The sequence below is a fragment of the Weissella cibaria genome (genome assembly GCF_004521965.1).
GTDB classification, from domain to species: Bacteria; Bacillota; Bacilli; order Lactobacillales; family Lactobacillaceae; genus Weissella; species Weissella cibaria_A.
The window spans coordinates 30001-47058 of record NZ_SDGK01000045.1 but is presented as its reverse complement, the minus strand read 5'-3'; the positions used below and the strand labels follow the sequence as shown (position 1 = coordinate 47058).

The window sequence follows — 17058 nt, the reverse complement described above, 5'->3', positions numbered from 1 at the left end:
CAACATGACACGAGTTGTCGTAACAGGTTTGGGTGCAGTTACACCCGTTGGTAATACAGCAAATGATTTTTTGGATGGGATTTTTAACAGCCAAGTTGGAATTGCGCCAATTACAAAGTTTGACGCAACTGAGACGGGTGTCACAGTTGCTGGTGAAGTGAAAAACTTCGATTCTGCTGCTCGCATTGGTAAGCGTGAGTCGCGCAAGATGGACTTGTTTTCACAATACGCCGTTCACGCTACTGGTGAAGCTTTGGAAAACGCCGGCTTAGCCGATGGTGTGGATAAGCCTGATCGTTTCGGCGTTATCATGGGTAATGGAATCGGTGGTTTGACGACTATCGAAGAACAAGTTATCAAGATGCATGACAAGGGACCACAACGTGTGAGCCCAATGTTCGTGCCGAACGCGATTCCTAACATGGTGTCAGGTAACGTGTCAATGCGTTACGGGGCCAAGGGAATTAACTACACATTGTCAACGGCGTGTGCCAGTGCGACGAACGCGATTGGTGAAGCTTTCTGGCGTATCCAATCAGGTAAGTATGATGTGATGGTTACGGGTGGATCTGAAGCGACGGTTAACGAAATAGGAATCTCAGGGTTCGCAGCGTTGACTGCCTTGTCAACCGAACCAAATCCACTTGAAGCATCAAAGCCATTTGATGTAAATCGGCACGGTTTCGTCATGGGTGAGGGTTCAGGAATCTTGGTTTTGGAATCATTGGAACACGCGCAAGCCCGCGGTGCAGAAATCATCGCCGAAGTGGTTGGTTACGGGGCAAACTCTGATGCTTACCACTTGACCAGCCCAACTCCTGATGGATCAGGACCAGCTGGTTCAGTTAAGTTGGCTTTGCAAGACGCCGGTATCCAAGCGAGCGACATTGATTATGTCAACGCACACGGAACGGCAACTGGTGCCAATGACGCGGCTGAATCAAAAGCCATGGAATTGGTCTTTGGTAAGAACGGCGTCTTGGTTTCATCAACTAAGGGTATGACTGGACACTTGTTGGGAGCAGCTGGTGCCATTGAGGCTATTGCCGCAATTGGTGCGTTGGTTCGTGAACAATTGCCAGTTAATGTTGGTGTAACGGAACAAGATCCTGAAACTGCTGGTGTGACGCTGGTTAATGACGACAACAAGTTTGTTGCGCCTAACTACGTTTTGTCAGCTAACTATGGTTTCGGTGGCCACAATGCCGCTGTAATTTTCAAGAAGTGGAGTGAGAATTAATGGGTTTGCAATTAGATGACATTCGCGCTTTGATGCAAGATTTGGAAAACAGTTCGATGCGTGAGTTTTCATTGCAATCAGATGATTTCAGCTTGCATTTGAGTAAGAACGAAATCACGCAACCTGTTGTCACGACACCTGCGCAGCCAACTGTTGCGAGTGTCGCGACAGCAGAGGTGCCTGTCGCAAAGGAACCTCATCCTTTGGACAAGGAACAAAAGCAAGGCGTAACGATTGATGCACCATTGGTTGGAACGGTTTACTTGAAGGCCAATCCGGATGCTGCGCCTTTCAAGCAAGTAGGCGACCACGTTGCTGTGGGTGAACAAGTTGCGATTGTTGAAGCAATGAAGCTAATGACACCAGTGAAGAGTGAAGTTGCCGGTGTCATCACTGAAATTTTGGTAGAGGAAGAGGATGTGGTTGATTACGGTCATGCAATCTTCCGTGTCGAACTAGGTGCTTAAGGAAGGGCGGCAATGTCAGTACTAAATACACAACAAATTCAAGAAATTTTGCCACACCGTTACCCAATGTTAATGTTGGATACGGTTGAGGAATTGGTGCCGGGCGAAAAAACGGTTGCCATCAAAAATGTCACCATCAATGAAGAAGTCTTCCAAGGTCACTTTCCGGGCAATCCAACATTTCCTGGTGCATTGACGGTTGAAGCCTTAGCACAAGCAGGTGCCGTAGCATTACTTTCGATGCCTGAATTTAAGGGTAAGACAGCTTACTTTGGTGGTATTAAGAAGGCTCGTTTCCGTAAGATGGTTCAACCTGGTGATCAAATGCGTCTAGAAGTGACACTTGATCGTTTGCGCGGTCCAATCGGTGAAGGTAAGGGTGTTGCTTACGTTAATGGTAAGAAGGCTACTACTGCCGATTTGACGTTTATTATTGGAGATTAAAATGTTCAAGAAAGTGTTAGTCGCGAACCGTGGTGAAATCGCTGTTCGTGTCATTCGTACACTGAAGGAAATGGGCATTAAATCTGTTGCTATCTATTCTTCAGCTGATGCGGATAGCCTCCATGTGAAATTAGCCGACGAAGCGATTTCAGTCGGGGGGCCAAAGTCTAAAGATAGTTACCTTAACATGAAGAATATCTTGAGTGCGGCGTTGTTAACGGGTGCTGAAGCGATTCATCCCGGTTACGGTTTCTTATCAGAAAATGAATTATTTGTTGAAATGGTTGAGGCTGTTGGTTTGAAGTGGATCGGGCCAAGCCCCCATGTCATCGAATTAATGGGTAATAAGGCAAATGCACGTGAATCAATGCGTGCGGCTGGCGTACCAGTTATTCCGGGTTCTGAAGGGTTCATTCGTGATGCTAATGAAGCTAAACCGGTCGCTGACCGGGTTGGCTATCCGTTGTTGCTGAAAGCTGCCGCCGGTGGTGGTGGTAAAGGGATGCGATTTGTTTATTCAGAAGATGAATTAGCAGATAAGTTCGATGACGCCCAACGTGAAGCAAAAGCTGCGTTTGGGGATGAACACATGTACGTCGAGAAGGTGATGGAGAATGTTCGTCACATCGAGATGCAAGTGATGCGTGACCAGTTTGGTCAGGTGTTGTACTTCCCAGAACGTAACTGCTCACTTCAACGTAATAACCAAAAGGTCATGGAAGAAAGTCCAGCGCTCGGTGTGACGCCAGCGATGCGTGAAAACCTCGGTGACATTGCAACTAAGGCTGTGAATGCTTTGCAATATGAAAATACGGGGACGTTGGAGTTCTTGCAAGATCATGATGGTCATTTCTACTTCATGGAGATGAATACGCGTATTCAAGTTGAACATCCAGTAACCGAAATGGTCACCGGGGTGGATTTGATTCGGATGCAAATTGAAGTGGCTGCGGGTGAACCTTTGAAGGTGTCACAAGCTGATATTGCCCTTAAGGGTCATGCTTTAGAGGTCCGATTAAACGCGGAGCAACCAGCTAAGAACTTTGCACCCAGTGCCGGTACAATTGATTTCGCTTTTCTACCAACTGGTGGACCTGGTATTCGAATTGACTCTGCCATTTATACGGGTGATAAGATTCAGCCATTCTACGATTCAATGATTGGTAAGCTTTTGGTCCACGCGGATAATCGTTTGGACGCGGTCACGAAAATGGACCGTATCTTGGATGAATTAGTTATTCAAGGTGTTAATACAAACGCCAATTTCCAAAAAGCTTTGTTACACGACCCAACAGTAGCACGTGGCATGTTTGACACGCGCTATCTGGAAAAGGAATTTTTGCCACGTTGGCAAGCTAGTTTGCCAGCCGCTGATTAAGGAGGCGATTCAATGGATTTATTTAATAACACCACGGTTTCAACTCCCAAGATCAAACGCGATGCGAACTTGAATGATCGTATTCCAGATGGTTTGTTCTTGGCTTGTCCATACTGTGGCGCCCAACTATATTCAAAGCAGTTAGGCGACCACCGTGTCTGCCCAGCCTGTGGCTATGGCTTCCGCCTACAAGCGCGTGAACGTATTGCGCTGATGACAACTGATTTTGAAGAGCTTGATGCTGATTTGAAGTTGGCTGATACTGATTTCCCGGGTTATGCTGGTAAATTGGAACGCGCGCAACAACAAACAGACTTGGGCGATTCAGTTCTGACAGGGATAGCGACTTTGGAAGATCAAAAGGTTGCCTTGGGAATTATGGATTCATACTTCATTATGGGGTCACTTGGTACGATTACAGGTGAAAAAATCACCCGCCTCTTTGAACATGCGACGGCAGCTAAGTTGCCGGTCACCCTGTTTACGGCTTCTGGTGGTGCCCGAATGCAAGAAGGAATTCACTCGTTGATGCAAATGGCGAAGGTTAGTGCAGCAGTTGCAGCGCATCAAGAAGCAGGGCTACCTTACATCGTGATCCTAACCGATCCAACGATGGGGGGTGTGACAGCTTCATTTGCAATGCAAGGTGACATTACTTTGGCTGAGCCACATGCGTTAGTTGGATTCGCTGGTAAGCGGGTTATCGAACAAACGATTCATGAGAAGCTACCAAAGGAATTCCAACGGGCTGAAACAGTGCTTGAAAATGGGTTTATTGATGCAATTGTACAGCGACCAGCCATGACGGCAACGCTTGCACAATTGGTCCGATTCCACCAAACGCAGGAGGTTAAGTAATGGCAGCATTATTTCGTCGTGAATTAACCCCGGTGCAGGTGGTTAAGAAATCACGTGAAGATCGTTTCTCTGCACGTGAGATTATTTCAGGTATCTTTACTGATTTTATCGAGTTACATGGTGACCGTTATGCTGGGGATGATGCAAGTGTGATTGGTGGACTTGCTAACCTTGGTGGTCAACCCGTAACGGTGATTGCTATCGATAAAGGAACTGATATTAAGGATAAGCTAGCGAAACGCAATGGTTCACCCGAACCATATGGTTATCGTAAGGCGACCCGGTTGATGGATCAAGCAGCTAAGTTTGGTCGACCAATTATTACATTCATTAATACGCCAGGTGCATTTCCTGGTAAGTCCGCGGAAGACCAAGGACAAGGTGAAGCAATTGCCGACAGTATCTTGCAAAGCATGAAGTACCCAGTTCCCATGATCGCTATCGTTTATGGAGAAGGGGGCTCAGGTGGTGCGCTTGCATTAGCAACATCCGACCAAGTTTGGATGTTCCAAAATGCGACGTACTCAATTCTCTCTCCTGAAGGCTTTGCAGCCATTTTGTGGAAAGATGCTAAACGCAGTGGCGAGGCGGCTGAATTAATGGGACTAACACCCAATGATCTTTTAGCGAACGGTATCATTGAGTACATTGTGCCAGAAAGTCGCTCACACAACCGAGTTTTCAATTTGGTTCGGGCAAAGTTGCTAGAAGAAATTCAGCAACTCCAAAGCGTAACAACGACTGAGTTAGTTGCCAAGCGACGTGCCCGTTTCCGCGCATTCTAAAATTTGCAATTATTCATTTTGAACGCCAGATTATCATAATCTGGCGTTTTGTGTGTGTGGCCGTTACAATAAAGGCAGTAAAAAACGACAGTTGTCGCGGTAAAGGGGAAAGCCATGGACAAACAAACGGAACAAAAGCGCGCAGCTGGTGAATATGCGGCAAGTCTTATTGAAGACGGGATGGTTGTTGGTTTAGGAACGGGCTCAACGGTAAAATTCTTTATTGAGCGATTGGCCGCGCGAATTAATCAAGAAGGTCTTGATATTGTGGGGGTTACCACGTCGCGTCAGACCTCCTCGCTGGCTAAGGGGTGGGGGATTAAATTAAAATCTGTTGACGAAGTACCGGGAATTGATATCACGATAGACGGAGCAGATGAAGTTGATACTGCTTTAAACGGCATTAAAGGTGGAGGTGCGGCACTGCTGTTTGAGAAGATTGTTGCGCTGAATTCAAAACGAAATGTCTGGATTATTGACGAATCTAAGTATCATTCAAAGCTGGGAACGTTTCCGTTGCCAGTAGAGGTCGTGCCGTATGGTAGTCACCAATTATTAAAACGGTTTGCAGATGCTGATTTGCATCCCCAATTCCGGCGGAACGCAGATGGGCTGCGTTTGACGACGGATGCGGGTAATTACATTATTGATTTACAGCTAGCTGAAATCACGCATCCCCAAGTGCTCGCCTATTATCTTGAGCAAACGACTGGGGTAGTCGAACACGGGCTATTTTTGCAAGTGGCCGATGCAGTGATTATTGGTGGTGATGAAATTGCAATTATAGAGAGACAGGCATAAGCGAATAGTTAAACGGATTGTGTGGGCAGTCTTATTGGTAATTTCGCTAATATTGGTGTGGGTGGGGCTTGCACACCAACTCTTGTTCACCAAATAACTAAACATTTGGCGAAAGGACAAGCTTAGCAAACACCACTGTATACTGAAAATCGGTTGCGAACTAATTTGGTACAGCCCCCCAATTACGGGCTGACATCCAACGGAGGATTCCGATGCCAGGCTTACAGGGAGCGTGGACGTTGGCCAAAAATAAATCAGTCACAGCACCGCATCGCCAAATGCTTTCGGTAATTTTACACTTGGCCAAAATGCGGGCGAGCAGGATGAGTCGACTGTAGCGGCCACTAAGGTGTATGCCTCAGTGGGGCAGTTATAGGGGTTGACTGCTAATCAGCGACATGTTCTGATGACCTCATCTTTTGGAAATGTTGATTCAGCATGACCGTGAAGCAGGTGATAAGTTCACCAAGGGGGGTCAGTCACGATGCCACCGTATTTGGAAGCTGTTTTATATGATGGCGATACAAATCGGTTCTACATGATATTTGAAAGTGCCACGCCGTTCACACCATTGTTGCAACCAGAGTTTATGGATTTAACCCGTCCCAGGACGATTAAATAGCAAACGTGTTCTGAAAGGTGCTTTGAACACGTATAAAAGCCGCCAATTTGCCGATTTTGAATCGGTAGATTGGCGGCTTTTGATTTCGTTAGTGTTGCTGATCAGGTTGACGCACCAGTTCGTCGTAAATCGCGTCATCTAAGACAACGTCAATTTCACCAATGTACTCGGTTGGGTCTTGGCGGACAAAATTGCGCTTGAACTTATACAGGCCATCAGTATTATCGGCATGATCGATGCCTCCGATGTCGTAACGCTTTAAGCCAGCATCAAGCGCCCATTGTACCATGTGGACACGGGTGGCGTAATGGGCATTGGTCAAATCGTGGTCGATTGAACCAGCGTACATATCCCAAATTTTATCGCCCATCTTGAAGCCAATTGTTGTCGCTAACAATACATCATCCTTCTTAGCTCGGTAAATCCGCATAATATCCGTACCGGCATACGTCTGCATCATGCGTTCAAAGTAGTCTTTTGGGCGGTGGGTGATGCCGTGACGATTTGACATGATGACGTAGGTTTCAAAGAAGTCGTCTAGGAACGACTGGTCTAGTCCGTAGTCAACGACGACGCCTTCACGCTCAGGCTTGCGCAACTTGTTTTTTGTTTTAGAAGGAACCATATCATACAGCGACGTTGCGTCTGGGTAGTTAGCGAAATCAATCACCATATTTAGGCGTGGCTGAATGGTTGCGTGCATCCCTTGATCTGCCACATTACGACCACGGACTTCGTAACCGTGAGCTCGTAAATCCGCTTCAAGTTGTGCATCATAGCACACTTCAGGATCCAAACGGAGCAAATAGGCGTCGTCGCCCAACACTTGCTTTGCGGTCGCGATGAGTTGATCAAAAGTGGCGAGGTCGGACATGTCCATGACGGGTCCCTTTGACGCGTACGCAAATTTTTTCCCACTCGGTGTCATCGTTAATAACATTGATAGGGCAGCCGTGATGTTTCCGGCAGCATCCTCTAGGTAGACATAGCAAGGTTCCCAATTATTTTTGACCTTTGTCCAGCCTAAATCCTGGCTGATTTGGGCATTGGGCGATTGGCGGATAAAAGCATTATATTTAGCGACAGCAGCGTCGTCATTTAAATTTAGTACAGGCATCTTTTTTTCTCCTCTAAAACATGAAGCATTAAACTAATTAACTCTAGTCTATACTTTTGGGGTTAACTGTGCCTTATCTGTGAATTAAAAATAGCTTTAATTTTTAGAAATGCTAATAAAATGCATATCGTAAAATCAGCATATGGTATAATTGTTTCATTAGTGATAAGCGTGGGGACTTATACAAAGGAGAATTTTGAAACATGACTTGGCAAGATAATTACCAAATTTGGGCAGATCGCACTGATTTGCCAGCGAACTTGCAAGCTGATATGCAACAACTTGCAAATGATGACAAAGCGGCTGAAGACGCTTTTTACCAACCACTTTCATTCGGAACAGCTGGTATGCGTGGTATCCTGGGCGCTGGAATTAACCGAATGAACATCTTTACGGTACGTCAGGCGACTGAGGGATTGGCCCGTTTGATGGATTCATTGGATGTCGCAGTTAAGGGACGAGGTGTTGCGATTTCTTACGATTCACGTCACTTCTCACCAGAATTTGCAATTGAATCTGCTAAAGTGTTGGGAGCTCACGGTATTAAGGTGTACGTCTTCGAGACGTTGCGTCCAACACCTGAATTGTCATTTACGGTACGCCACTTGAATGCGTATGCCGGTATTATGATTACGGCGTCACACAACCCAAAGGATTACAACGGATACAAGATTTACGGTGAAGATGGTGGTCAAATGCCACCGAAGGAATCCGACATCATTACCGCTTCAATTCGTGAAGCTGACATGTTCGAAGTGCCGGTTAAGGATGAAGCTGAGCTCGTGGCTGCCGGCTTGTTGGTCAAGATTGGTAAGAAAGTCGATGACGCTTACTTGGCTGAAGTCAAGACGGTGACGGTTAACCAAGAATTGATTGATACGGTTGGTAAGGACATGAAGTTGGTGTACTCACCATTACACGGAACGGGTGCTTTGATTGCGGGTCAAGCTTTGCAAAATGATGGCTTTGAAAACGTGACCATCGTGCCGGAACAAGCAGAGGCAAATGGTGATTTTCCAACGGTTAAATTGCCAAATCCTGAAGACCCAGAAGCTTTGGCCATGGGAATTGCTTTGGCAAAGGAACAAGGTGCTGATGTCGTTATTGCAGTTGATCCAGACGCTGACCGGATGGGTACGGCGGTGCGCCAACCATCAGGCGAATACCAATTGTTGACGGGTAACCAAATTGGGGCCGTGTTATTGAACTACCTGTTGACGGCCAAGAAGGCTGCGGGAACTTTGCCTGCAAACGGGGCGTTGGTTAAGTCAATCGTTTCTTCAGAATTCGCGACAGATATTGCGAAGAGTTTTGGGGTTGAAACCATCAACGTGTTGACTGGCTTCAAGTACATCGCTGAGCAAATTCAACACTTCGAAGACACAAACGAGCACACATTCTTGTTTGGTTTTGAAGAGTCATATGGTTACTTGGTGAAGTCGTTTGTGCGTGACAAGGATTCAGTCCAAGCAACGGTTTTATTGGCCGAAGTGGCGGCTTACTACAAGTCATTGGGTAAGACGTTGTACGATGGTTTGCAAGAGTTGTTCGAACAATACGGTTATTTCGTTGAAAACACGAAGTCATTGACGTTTGCAGGTGTTGATGGGGCTGAAAAGATTGAAGATTTGATGAACAAGTTCCGTGCTGAAACGCCAGCTGAATTTGGTGGTGTTCAGGTTGCTAAGGTCGAAGACTTCTCATTGCAAACTGAGACGGAAACAACGACGGGGGCTGTTACGCCAATGACGTTGCCAAAGGCTAATGTGGTGAAGTACTGGTTGGCTGATGGTTCATGGGTTGCTGTTCGTCCTTCAGGAACTGAGCCAAAGATTAAGTTCTATGTCGGTACCAAGGGGGTTACGGCTCAAGCTGCTGCTGATGAATTGGCTGCAATTCAAGCAACAATCGCGACTTATGTAGACTAATAATAACAATTGACTGCTACAACTTATCTGGTTGTGGCGGTCTTTTTTAAACGAACTGTTTTTTTCGCATGATATGATAGCCATATAAAGCAAGAGATGAGGTGATACCTAATGGTAATGAAAGCAGCTAAAAAGCTAGCCGACGGCATGCGGGACGGTAAAAAGATGATTTTTACCGAACAAGCATTCGACGACTATCAATACTTTTTGACACAAGATCCAAAGACGATTAAAAAAATTAACAAACTATTGAAAGAAGTCTTTCGCACGCCCTTTGAGGGGACTGGGAAACCTGAGTTACAAGCTGGCTTAGATGGCGGTTGGTCCCGCCGAATTGATAGTGCGAATCGCATGATTTATTTCCCAGAAGGTAATGGGGATGTGACGATTGCCCAGCTTCGGTACCACTATATGAAAAGCATGACTTCGTGAGGTTGCACAATGGATCAATTAATTGAACGGCTTGAAAAAATTGCGCAAACGATGGTTGATGATGGTCGTTTGTTTGGGGCAACAGTTGGGGTGGTTAACTTCAAAGGCCAAAAAGAAATCGCGTCAGTCGGTAAAGTTGGCACTGGTCATTTTGCGAATGAGTTATTGTCGGTTAACCACATCTATGATTTGGCCAGCTTGACGAAGTTATATACGACCATGCGTTTCATCCAACTCTTCAAAGCAGGCCAAGTGACGCCGAATGCAACTGTCAAAAGCATTCTACCGGATTACGGTAATGACCGTGTTACGGTCAGCCAGTTACTCTTACATAATGCTGGCTTACCAAGTAGTGTGCGACAAGTACCAGCATTAACGAAATCGATGCTGGAAACAGACATCATGGCTGGTGACTTAATAAATGAACCTGGCCGGGTGACGAAATACTCAGATGTTGGGTTTATATTACTCGGCAAAGTTTTAACCGCCGTGACTGGTTTGCCACTGGTGACGGATATGACGGCTAATTTGCTGACCCCGAAAAAGTTAATGGCGAGTGGGTATCGCGTCCCGGGCATTGGTGGCTTGCAGGCACCAACGTCCCGCTTTGTGCCAACAGAAGACGTGCCGGTTCGTGGCGGCATCCTACAGGGGCAAGTTGATGATTTCAAAGCGTACCTACTGGGTGGTGCGGCTGGCCATGCAGGGATGTTTGCGACCGCATCTGATGCATTGTCATTTGTACACGAGTGGTTGTTGCCAGATGATGATTTACCGGCAAACATGGCCGGCTATTTGGCAGAAAATCAGGCTGGCATTCGAACGTTTGGCTGGCATTTTTGGACCTATGGTGGTGAAGATAACCCAGTCGTCGTGACTGATTGGCTGTACCAAACGGGCTTCACAGGGACAATTATGGCGGTTAATTATCGGACGATGCAGGGACTCGTAGTTTTGGCAAATCGTGTTCACCCATCACGTGATAACACGTCTTGGTTAAAAGATCGTTATGAATTTACACAGGCATTTTTCGATCAAGTGTAATTTTGTCACGACAAAGTTGAATTTCTGGTAGAATGAAAGTAGTACAGAATAGACCACTAGGGGGATAGAACATGACGATTTTAATTATAATTGCAGTCGTTGTTGTCATTGGATTGATTTGGATGTCAATCTACAACGGTTTGGTACGTTCACGTATGCAAACCCAGGAATCTTGGAGCCAAATTGATGTGCAACTGAAGCGTCGAAATGACTTGATTCCTAACTTGCTGGAAACGGTTAAGGGGTATGCCAAGTTTGAACAAGGTACGCTAGAAAAAGTGGTGTCATTGCGTAACGCATTGACACAAGTCCCAGCCGGTGACCACCAACAAGCAATGGAGATTTCTGACCAATTGACAACGAGTTTGAAGTCAGTATTTGCGGTTGCCGAGGCGTACCCTGATTTGAAGGCATCAGCCCAATACAACAAGTTGATGGATGAGTTGACGAACACGGAAAATAAAATTGCGTACTCACGTCAACTGTTCAACACGACGACGGCAAACTACAACACGAAGTTGCAATCGTTCCCATCAAACATTGTGGCTAAGATGCATCACTTCCAACCAAGTGAATTCTTACAAACGCCAGAAGAAGAAAAGGCAGTTGTTAAGGTATCATTTGACGATCGAGGATTATAAACGGAGAACAGTGACCTATGCTATTTGAACAAATTGCCAAAAACAAGCGCAAAACGATTTTGCTATTCTTTGGTTTCTTTCTGTTCATGGGCGTGGTTGGGGCAGCGTTAGGGACCTATATGTTTGGGCGCTGGATGCCGGGTGTCGTGATAGCGTTAGTCGCAGGAATTGTGTATGCCGTCTTTATGTTTGGCCAATCAACTGATGTTGTGATGTCGATGAATCACGCGACAGAGGTGACATCAGCGGATCAAGCGCCTGACTTGTGGCATATCGTGGAAGACATGGCGATGGTCGCACAAGTGCCGATGCCACGTGTCTTCATCATTAACGATCCCAGCCCCAATGCATTTGCAACCGGAAACGATCCGCAACACGCAGCCGTGGCAGCGACAACTGGCATTCTGCAACGCTTGAATCGTGAAGAACTTGAAGGGGTTATGGCCCACGAAATGACGCACGTGCGTAACTATGATATTCGCATTCAAACGATTGCTGTGGCGATGACCTCAGCAATCGCGTTGTTGTCAAATTTAGGCACGCATTTTTGGTATTTTGGTGGTGGTAACCGTGATCGGGATCGCGAAGGCGGTGGTAGTAATATTATCGGTATCGTCGTATCGCTCTTGGTACTACTATTAGCGCCAATGGCGGCAACCTTGGTCCAGTTGGCTATCTCACGAAATCGTGAATACCTGGCTGATGCAGGGGCCGTCGAATTGACCCGTAACCCACAAGGTCTGATTAATGCGTTGACGAAAATCTCGCAGAGTGAACCTATGTCAGAACAGAATGTTTCACCAGAGAGCGCAGCCTTATACATCGCGAACCCATTAAAGGGCGATAAGTTAGCAGGTTTATTTGCGACTCACCCACCGATGGATAAGCGGATTGAAGCATTGCGTAATATGTAATAATAAAAATCCCACTCCTCAGATACAGTATGTGTATCAGGAGTGGGATTTTTTATGCGCGTGGTGTTGGGTTAGTGGCAATCTGTTCAACTTGGTTGCCGGTAACTTGTTCGAATTTTTGGATAGTTAAGGCGTGCACTTGATTGTATAACATCGTAATTTGTGGAATCGTTGGAATTTCTTGCCAGACGAACCTGGGACGTGATTGCTCAGCGGTCAGGGCAAAGTCAGCGATGTATACATCACTTTGCGCCGTAAAGAGTTTAGTGACTAAAATATTCGCACCAAATATGTCTGCTAAGAGACGTTGCATGTACCGGGCTAGTGAGGCACGTGCTGGTAAATCAACTGTCACCGTTAGTAGTGGGAAAATTTGCTCACGTGGTAAGCGGTCGATGAAGGTGTTCAGATACTCTGTGAACAATGTTTTATCTACCGTCTTGAAGGACAGTTTAAAACGTGTTGCAATTCGTCGTAGTACATGCACGTGTACGCGGTATGAAGTGGGTAAAATTGATACGCGTTCATAATGTTTGGGTGACTATCAATCGGGTGTTGGTTGAAATGAAGTAAGTGTAAATGTAACGGGTACAACGTTTGCCCAATTTTGGCTAGTATTGTGGTTTCTAAGCCATCCTGCGACTTGAAAAAATTTACGTAACTTGATTGCATAATGTCAGTAAACACATCCAATGTGGCTAAGGTTTCTGCCGTTGCACTACCAGCCGGGGTTGCCTCAGGAATAAAGCCCATGGCAACTAGAGTTGTGATTGCGTAACGAATTTCGATGTCTAATGTTTCAGCTGATAGACCGGTTTCTTTACACAGTAAATCAGTTAAAGCAGCAGTATACTGTCGAACTGAGCCAGTCAACGTTTCTGTTGTTCGGAACAAACAATCAGTAACCGTGGCGTGTAATTGATGGCCTTGAGCAATCCGAAAATGCCAAATGCCAAACTGATAATAGCAGGCTAGTTTGGCTGATTCGGGTAGTGTTTGTGACAAGGTGGCTAAAAAAGTTCCGAAGATTGCTTTGAGTTGTGGACGCTCTGCGACCGGAAAAGGTTTCTTGCGCAGCGTAGTAGTGGTAGACGATTTGGAACCCAAGTTGGCGTACGTCACGTTCATTCCCAATTAATTTTAAATCATCACTAATACTAATATCGAATTGTGCTAAGTTTTTAGCCAAATCGAGTTTAATTTCACGAACTGTAGAAATGCTGGTATTATGACGCTCAGCAAAATCTTACAAACTTGTTAGGCATTCAAAAAACAAATCGTTAAGAAACGCATTCCGCAAAGATTGGTCAAGATAGGGGGGATACAGGGCGTGTTCAACGGTTTCCAAAGCAGGATTAATTGAAAACACTTTTTTATGCTCGTCATATGCAATGAGTGTCGGTACGTCAGGCTGCAAGGCCTGTAGATCACGTACTAAGTCAATGCCATTGCTTTGGACCAGGTATCGTGATCAGCCCGCCCAATCCTTTCACAACTTGTTTGACGGCAACCGTGTTCGTATTCTGTTGTAGCAAATAGTTGTTTAACCAAATTTTTTCACGTTCTTTTTTCTGTAGCATCCAGTCTATATTGATGCCTGCTATATTGTTTTAATCATTAAGTTAATTCTCGCAAGTCTCGTTTCTGAATACGAAATGTCTTTTTTAGTTTTCATGAAATTTTCTAAATGCGGATTCTCACGGGGATTTCATTAAGTGAGAGCTGCGATTATGCTATAATGTAAGTACGTTTGGTCGTCGAAAAGGCCAACTAAAGGAGATTATGATGAAGAAAAAAGCGCCAGTGGTGAAGAACCAAGAATTTGACGCAACAGTCATCGACTTAACGTACGAAGGAAACGGAGTTGTTAAGGTAGATGATTTCCCAATCTTCGTAGCAAACGCTGTTCCGGGTGAAGAAATCCGGGTCGGTATTACGAAGGTTGCAGGAACATATGCATTTGGTCGCGTGATTAAGACGTTGAAGGAATCTACTGATCGTAATAAGGACGTTGATGTGGCTGCATTGACAACTGGTATTGCACCTTTGGCTCATTTGAACTATGACGCGCAATTGCGGTTCAAGCAAACGCAAATCCAAGAATTGTTCAAGAAGCAACACGTTGATGTTGAAGTTTCTGAGACACTCGGTATGGAAAACCCAACTGGTTACCGTAACAAGGCACAAATTCCAACACGTGAATTGCGTGGTGAGTTGACGACTGGTTTCTTCCGCCGTGGTTCACACAATTTGATGCCGATTGAAGATTTCTATATTCAAGATCCTGAAATTGATAAGGCAATCGTGGTGGTTCGTGATATTTTGCGTAAGTATCACATTCCAGCGTATAACGAGTTTGAGCATACTGGTGTTATCCGTAACATCGTGGTCCGTCGTGGTTACTACAGTCACGAAATGATGATTGTTTTGGTCACACGTTCAAAGAAGTTACCTGGAGCTGAAATGATTGTCGCGGATATTCGCGAAGCGTTGCCAGAAGTAAAGGCAATTATTCAAAACGTGAACCAAGAGAAGACGAATGTCATCTTGGGTGAAAAGAATAACACGCTTTGGGGTAAGGATGTGATTACCGACACGTTGTTCGGTAAGAAGTTCGTCATTGGACCAAACTCATTCTACCAAGTTAACCCACAAACAACGGAGACGTTGTACCAATTGGCTGCTGATAAGGCCGGTTTGACTGGTGATGAAGAAGTTATTGATGCCTACTCAGGTATCGGAACGATTTCATTGACCATCGCTGATCGTGTTAAGTCTGTTTTGGGTGTTGAAGTTGTGCCTGGTGCCGTAGATGACGCCAAGCGTAACGCCGACATTAACGGGGTTAACAATGCTAAGTTTGAACTTGGTAAGGCTGAAGAGAAGATGGTTGAATGGCACGAAGCTGGTATGCGACCAGACGTCATCTTCGTGGATCCGCCACGTAAGGGATTGACACCAGAATTGATTAATGCTGCAACTGGTATGGAACCAGAAAAGTTCGTGTATATTAGTTGCAACCCAGCAACTTTGGCACGCGATACGGTTCAAATTTTGGAGAACGGTTACCACATTCAAGGACCAGTTCAACCAATTGACCAATTCCCACAAACGACACACATTGAATCTGTTACTGTGTTCGTTAAGGACTAATTTAATAGAACTAAAAACTATCGATAACCCAATTAAACTCATTAGTCATTTCAAATGATTGATGAGCTTTTTTAGTTTTTGATGGTACAATAGCATTATTGAAAGCGCTTTAAAATCGGATATAGATTAACTAAGGAGTGAATGATGACGTTAAAGTTAGGAATTATTGGCACAAATTGGATTACGAAGATGTTGGTGGAAGCGGCGCATGAATCGCAAGCGTACCAACTGACAGCGGTTTACTCACGACGCGCCGAATCTGGTGAGGCGTTTGCCAAAGATTTTGGTGAAGTTGCGGTATATACAGATTTGGCTGCCTTTTATGAGAGTGGCATTGAAGTCGTTTATATTGCATCACCAAACAGTTTGCATTATGAGCAAACGCTGCAGGCGATTGCGCATGATCTTCATGTGATTGTTGAAAAGTCAGCCTTTTCAAATACTAAGGAATATGAAGCCATTTACTCAGCCTTGCGTGAGCACCCAAATGTCCGCTTATTTGAGGCTGCTCGGCATGTACATCAGGATAATTTTAAAGCGATTGAAGCGAAAGTTGCAGAGATGGCGCATATTTCGGGGGCAACGTTAGTGTACGAAAAGTATTCGTCACGCTTTGATGATTATTTGGCAGGCAAGGAGCCGAATGTCTTAACTCGTGAGTTTAGCGCAGGCGCATTGACTGATTTAGGCGTTTATCCACTATATGCCGCGATTAAGCTATTTGGGATGCCAAAAGAAAGTCACTACTTCGCAACGCCATTGCGTAATGGGGCAGACGGTCGCGGAATTGCCATTTTGCGTTATGCTGACTTTGATGTGACTATTCAATTCGGTAAGGGAGCCAACAGTTATTTGCATTCAGAAATTTTGGGGATGCGTGACACGATTGTGATTGATTCAATCGCTGAATTGGGTTCAGTCGTTTATAAAGATGGCGCTGGTAACAACACCGAAATTAGCACACCAGCACCAGAAAATCCAATGGTGCCAGAGATGCAAGTGTTCGCAGCGATTATTAATGACCCAGTTGGTCAAGATGCGACATATCGTGAATTGCTCACGTTGAGCCAACGCGTGAATATTGTGTTAACTAATTTGCGTCAAGACGCTGGCATTGTTTTCCCGGCAGATAAGTAATTCTTAAAAGCACGCTTCATAATCTGTTCGTGAACAGTTATGAAGCGTGCTTTTCTGTTACAATGAAAAGAACGAAAAGTAAACGAAATGACATGAG

Annotated in this window: 18 protein-coding genes and 1 pseudogene; 15 read left to right on the top strand and 4 right to left on the bottom strand. The window is 45.3% G+C overall.

What is annotated here, in order from left to right:
• The first annotated feature begins 4 nt into the window (after window positions 1-4).
• From fabF to EST42_RS10545, 8 genes are all read left to right on the top strand, one after another.
• Window positions 5-1240 (top strand): beta-ketoacyl-ACP synthase II, encoded by a 1236-nt coding sequence (fabF, locus tag EST42_RS06595; RefSeq protein ID WP_134644749.1) that lies wholly within the window; start codon window positions 5-7, stop codon window positions 1238-1240.
• Window positions 1240-1707, top strand: a complete 468-nt coding sequence (gene accB, locus EST42_RS06590; protein ID WP_134644748.1) for an acetyl-CoA carboxylase biotin carboxyl carrier protein — start codon at window positions 1240-1242, stop codon at window positions 1705-1707. The genes fabF and accB overlap by 1 nt, the downstream gene beginning before the upstream one ends.
• A gap of 12 nt (window positions 1708-1719) precedes the next feature.
• The gene (fabZ, locus tag EST42_RS06585; RefSeq protein WP_099087825.1) at window positions 1720-2151 is read left to right on the top strand and encodes a 3-hydroxyacyl-ACP dehydratase FabZ; all 432 of its coding nucleotides are present in this window, start codon (window positions 1720-1722) and stop codon (window positions 2149-2151) included.
• Between the two features lies 1 nt (window position 2152).
• Window positions 2153-3529 (top strand): acetyl-CoA carboxylase biotin carboxylase subunit, encoded by a 1377-nt coding sequence (gene accC / locus EST42_RS06580; protein WP_134644747.1) that lies wholly within the window; start codon window positions 2153-2155, stop codon window positions 3527-3529.
• A gap of 12 nt (window positions 3530-3541) precedes the next feature.
• The gene (accD, locus tag EST42_RS11430; RefSeq protein WP_134644746.1) at window positions 3542-4387 is read left to right on the top strand and encodes an acetyl-CoA carboxylase, carboxyltransferase subunit beta; all 846 of its coding nucleotides are present in this window, start codon (window positions 3542-3544) and stop codon (window positions 4385-4387) included.
• Window positions 4387-5172 (top strand): carboxyltransferase subunit alpha, encoded by a 786-nt coding sequence (gene accA / locus EST42_RS11425; RefSeq protein ID WP_134644745.1) that lies wholly within the window; start codon window positions 4387-4389, stop codon window positions 5170-5172. Before accD ends, accA begins: the two co-directional genes overlap by 1 nt.
• A 114-nt stretch (window positions 5173-5286) precedes the next feature.
• Window positions 5287-5973 (top strand): ribose-5-phosphate isomerase RpiA, encoded by a 687-nt coding sequence (rpiA, locus tag EST42_RS06565; protein WP_134644744.1) that lies wholly within the window; start codon window positions 5287-5289, stop codon window positions 5971-5973.
• A 484-nt stretch (window positions 5974-6457) separates the two neighbouring features.
• Window positions 6458-6595: a hypothetical protein gene (locus tag EST42_RS10545; RefSeq protein ID WP_167711151.1), complete on the top strand. Its 138-nt coding sequence runs from the start codon at window positions 6458-6460 to the stop codon at window positions 6593-6595.
• Between the two features lie 88 nt (window positions 6596-6683).
• Here the strand turns inward: EST42_RS10545 and femX are convergent, their stop codons facing one another.
• Window positions 6684-7712, bottom strand: coding sequence for a UDP-N-acetylmuramoylpentapeptide-lysine N(6)-alanyltransferase (femX, locus tag EST42_RS06560; RefSeq protein ID WP_134644743.1), 1029 nt, complete (start codon window positions 7710-7712; stop codon window positions 6684-6686).
• Window positions 7713-7915: 203 nt separating this feature from the next.
• Between femX and EST42_RS06555 the strand changes: the two genes are divergently transcribed.
• From EST42_RS06555 to htpX, 5 genes are all read left to right on the top strand, one after another.
• Window positions 7916-9640, top strand: coding sequence for a phospho-sugar mutase (locus EST42_RS06555; RefSeq protein WP_134644742.1), 1725 nt, complete (start codon window positions 7916-7918; stop codon window positions 9638-9640).
• 111 nt (window positions 9641-9751) lie between these two features.
• Complete coding sequence (locus tag EST42_RS06550; protein WP_134644741.1) at window positions 9752-10072, top strand: Txe/YoeB family addiction module toxin; 321 nt, start codon at window positions 9752-9754, stop codon at window positions 10070-10072.
• Between the two features lie 9 nt (window positions 10073-10081).
• Window positions 10082-11116 carry a serine hydrolase domain-containing protein gene (locus tag EST42_RS06545; protein ID WP_134644740.1) on the top strand — a complete coding sequence of 345 codons (1035 nt, stop codon included), beginning with the start codon at window positions 10082-10084 and terminating at the stop codon, window positions 11114-11116.
• A 71-nt stretch (window positions 11117-11187) separates the two neighbouring features.
• The gene (locus tag EST42_RS06540; RefSeq protein WP_134644739.1) at window positions 11188-11757 is read left to right on the top strand and encodes a LemA family protein; all 570 of its coding nucleotides are present in this window, start codon (window positions 11188-11190) and stop codon (window positions 11755-11757) included.
• A 17-nt stretch (window positions 11758-11774) separates the two neighbouring features.
• Window positions 11775-12671 carry a zinc metalloprotease HtpX gene (htpX, locus tag EST42_RS06535; RefSeq protein ID WP_134644738.1) on the top strand — a complete coding sequence of 299 codons (897 nt, stop codon included), beginning with the start codon at window positions 11775-11777 and terminating at the stop codon, window positions 12669-12671.
• Between the two features lie 52 nt (window positions 12672-12723).
• Here the strand turns inward: htpX and EST42_RS06530 are convergent, their stop codons facing one another.
• From EST42_RS06530 to EST42_RS11585, 3 genes and pseudogenes are all read right to left on the bottom strand, one after another.
• Complete coding sequence (locus EST42_RS06530; RefSeq protein WP_134644737.1) at window positions 12724-13095, bottom strand: hypothetical protein; 372 nt, start codon at window positions 13093-13095, stop codon at window positions 12724-12726.
• An 8-nt stretch (window positions 13096-13103) separates the two neighbouring features.
• On the bottom strand, window positions 13104-13676 hold the full coding sequence (locus tag EST42_RS10540; protein ID WP_167711149.1) for a hypothetical protein: 573 nt from the start codon (window positions 13674-13676) through the stop codon (window positions 13104-13106).
• A pseudogene (locus EST42_RS11585) lies at window positions 13570-13905 on the bottom strand (helix-turn-helix domain-containing protein); the annotation flags it as partial. The gene EST42_RS10540 and the pseudogene EST42_RS11585, both read right to left, overlap by 107 nt.
• A 551-nt stretch (window positions 13906-14456) precedes the next feature.
• On the opposite strand from EST42_RS11585, the gene rlmD reads away from it, so the two are divergent.
• Together rlmD and EST42_RS06515 are read left to right on the top strand one after the other, a co-directional pair.
• Window positions 14457-15824, top strand: coding sequence for a 23S rRNA (uracil(1939)-C(5))-methyltransferase RlmD (gene rlmD / locus EST42_RS06520; protein ID WP_134644774.1), 1368 nt, complete (start codon window positions 14457-14459; stop codon window positions 15822-15824).
• Between the two features lie 144 nt (window positions 15825-15968).
• Window positions 15969-16961 carry a Gfo/Idh/MocA family protein gene (locus EST42_RS06515; protein WP_134644773.1) on the top strand — a complete coding sequence of 331 codons (993 nt, stop codon included), beginning with the start codon at window positions 15969-15971 and terminating at the stop codon, window positions 16959-16961.
• Window positions 16962-17058: the final 97 nt, after the last annotated feature.

Excerpts from the sequence above, each read along its gene's own strand:
- EST42_RS06555 (WP_134644742.1), top strand. The coding sequence starts at position 7,916 with ATGACTTGGCAAGATAATTACCAAATTTGGGCAGATCGCACTGATTTG.
- rlmD (WP_134644774.1), top strand. The coding sequence starts at position 14,457 with ATGAAGAAAAAAGCGCCAGTGGTGAAGAACCAAGAATTTGACGCAACA.
- rpiA (WP_134644744.1), top strand. The coding sequence starts at position 5,287 with ATGGACAAACAAACGGAACAAAAGCGCGCAGCTGGTGAATATGCGGCA.
- accC (WP_134644747.1), top strand. The coding sequence starts at position 2,153 with ATGTTCAAGAAAGTGTTAGTCGCGAACCGTGGTGAAATCGCTGTTCGT.
- fabZ (WP_099087825.1), top strand. The coding sequence starts at position 1,720 with ATGTCAGTACTAAATACACAACAAATTCAAGAAATTTTGCCACACCGT.
- accD (WP_134644746.1), top strand. The coding sequence starts at position 3,542 with ATGGATTTATTTAATAACACCACGGTTTCAACTCCCAAGATCAAACGC.
- EST42_RS10545 (WP_167711151.1), top strand. The coding sequence starts at position 6,458 with ATGCCACCGTATTTGGAAGCTGTTTTATATGATGGCGATACAAATCGG.
- EST42_RS06545 (WP_134644740.1), top strand. The coding sequence starts at position 10,082 with ATGGATCAATTAATTGAACGGCTTGAAAAAATTGCGCAAACGATGGTT.
- accB (WP_134644748.1), top strand. The coding sequence starts at position 1,240 with ATGGGTTTGCAATTAGATGACATTCGCGCTTTGATGCAAGATTTGGAA.
- EST42_RS06515 (WP_134644773.1), top strand. The coding sequence starts at position 15,969 with ATGACGTTAAAGTTAGGAATTATTGGCACAAATTGGATTACGAAGATG.
- accA (WP_134644745.1), top strand. The coding sequence starts at position 4,387 with ATGGCAGCATTATTTCGTCGTGAATTAACCCCGGTGCAGGTGGTTAAG.
- EST42_RS06540 (WP_134644739.1), top strand. The coding sequence starts at position 11,188 with ATGACGATTTTAATTATAATTGCAGTCGTTGTTGTCATTGGATTGATT.
- EST42_RS06550 (WP_134644741.1), top strand. The coding sequence starts at position 9,752 with ATGGTAATGAAAGCAGCTAAAAAGCTAGCCGACGGCATGCGGGACGGT.
- htpX (WP_134644738.1), top strand. The coding sequence starts at position 11,775 with ATGCTATTTGAACAAATTGCCAAAAACAAGCGCAAAACGATTTTGCTA.
- femX (WP_134644743.1), bottom strand. The coding sequence starts at position 7,712 with ATGCCTGTACTAAATTTAAATGACGACGCTGCTGTCGCTAAATATAAT.
- fabF (WP_134644749.1), top strand. The coding sequence starts at position 5 with ATGACACGAGTTGTCGTAACAGGTTTGGGTGCAGTTACACCCGTTGGT.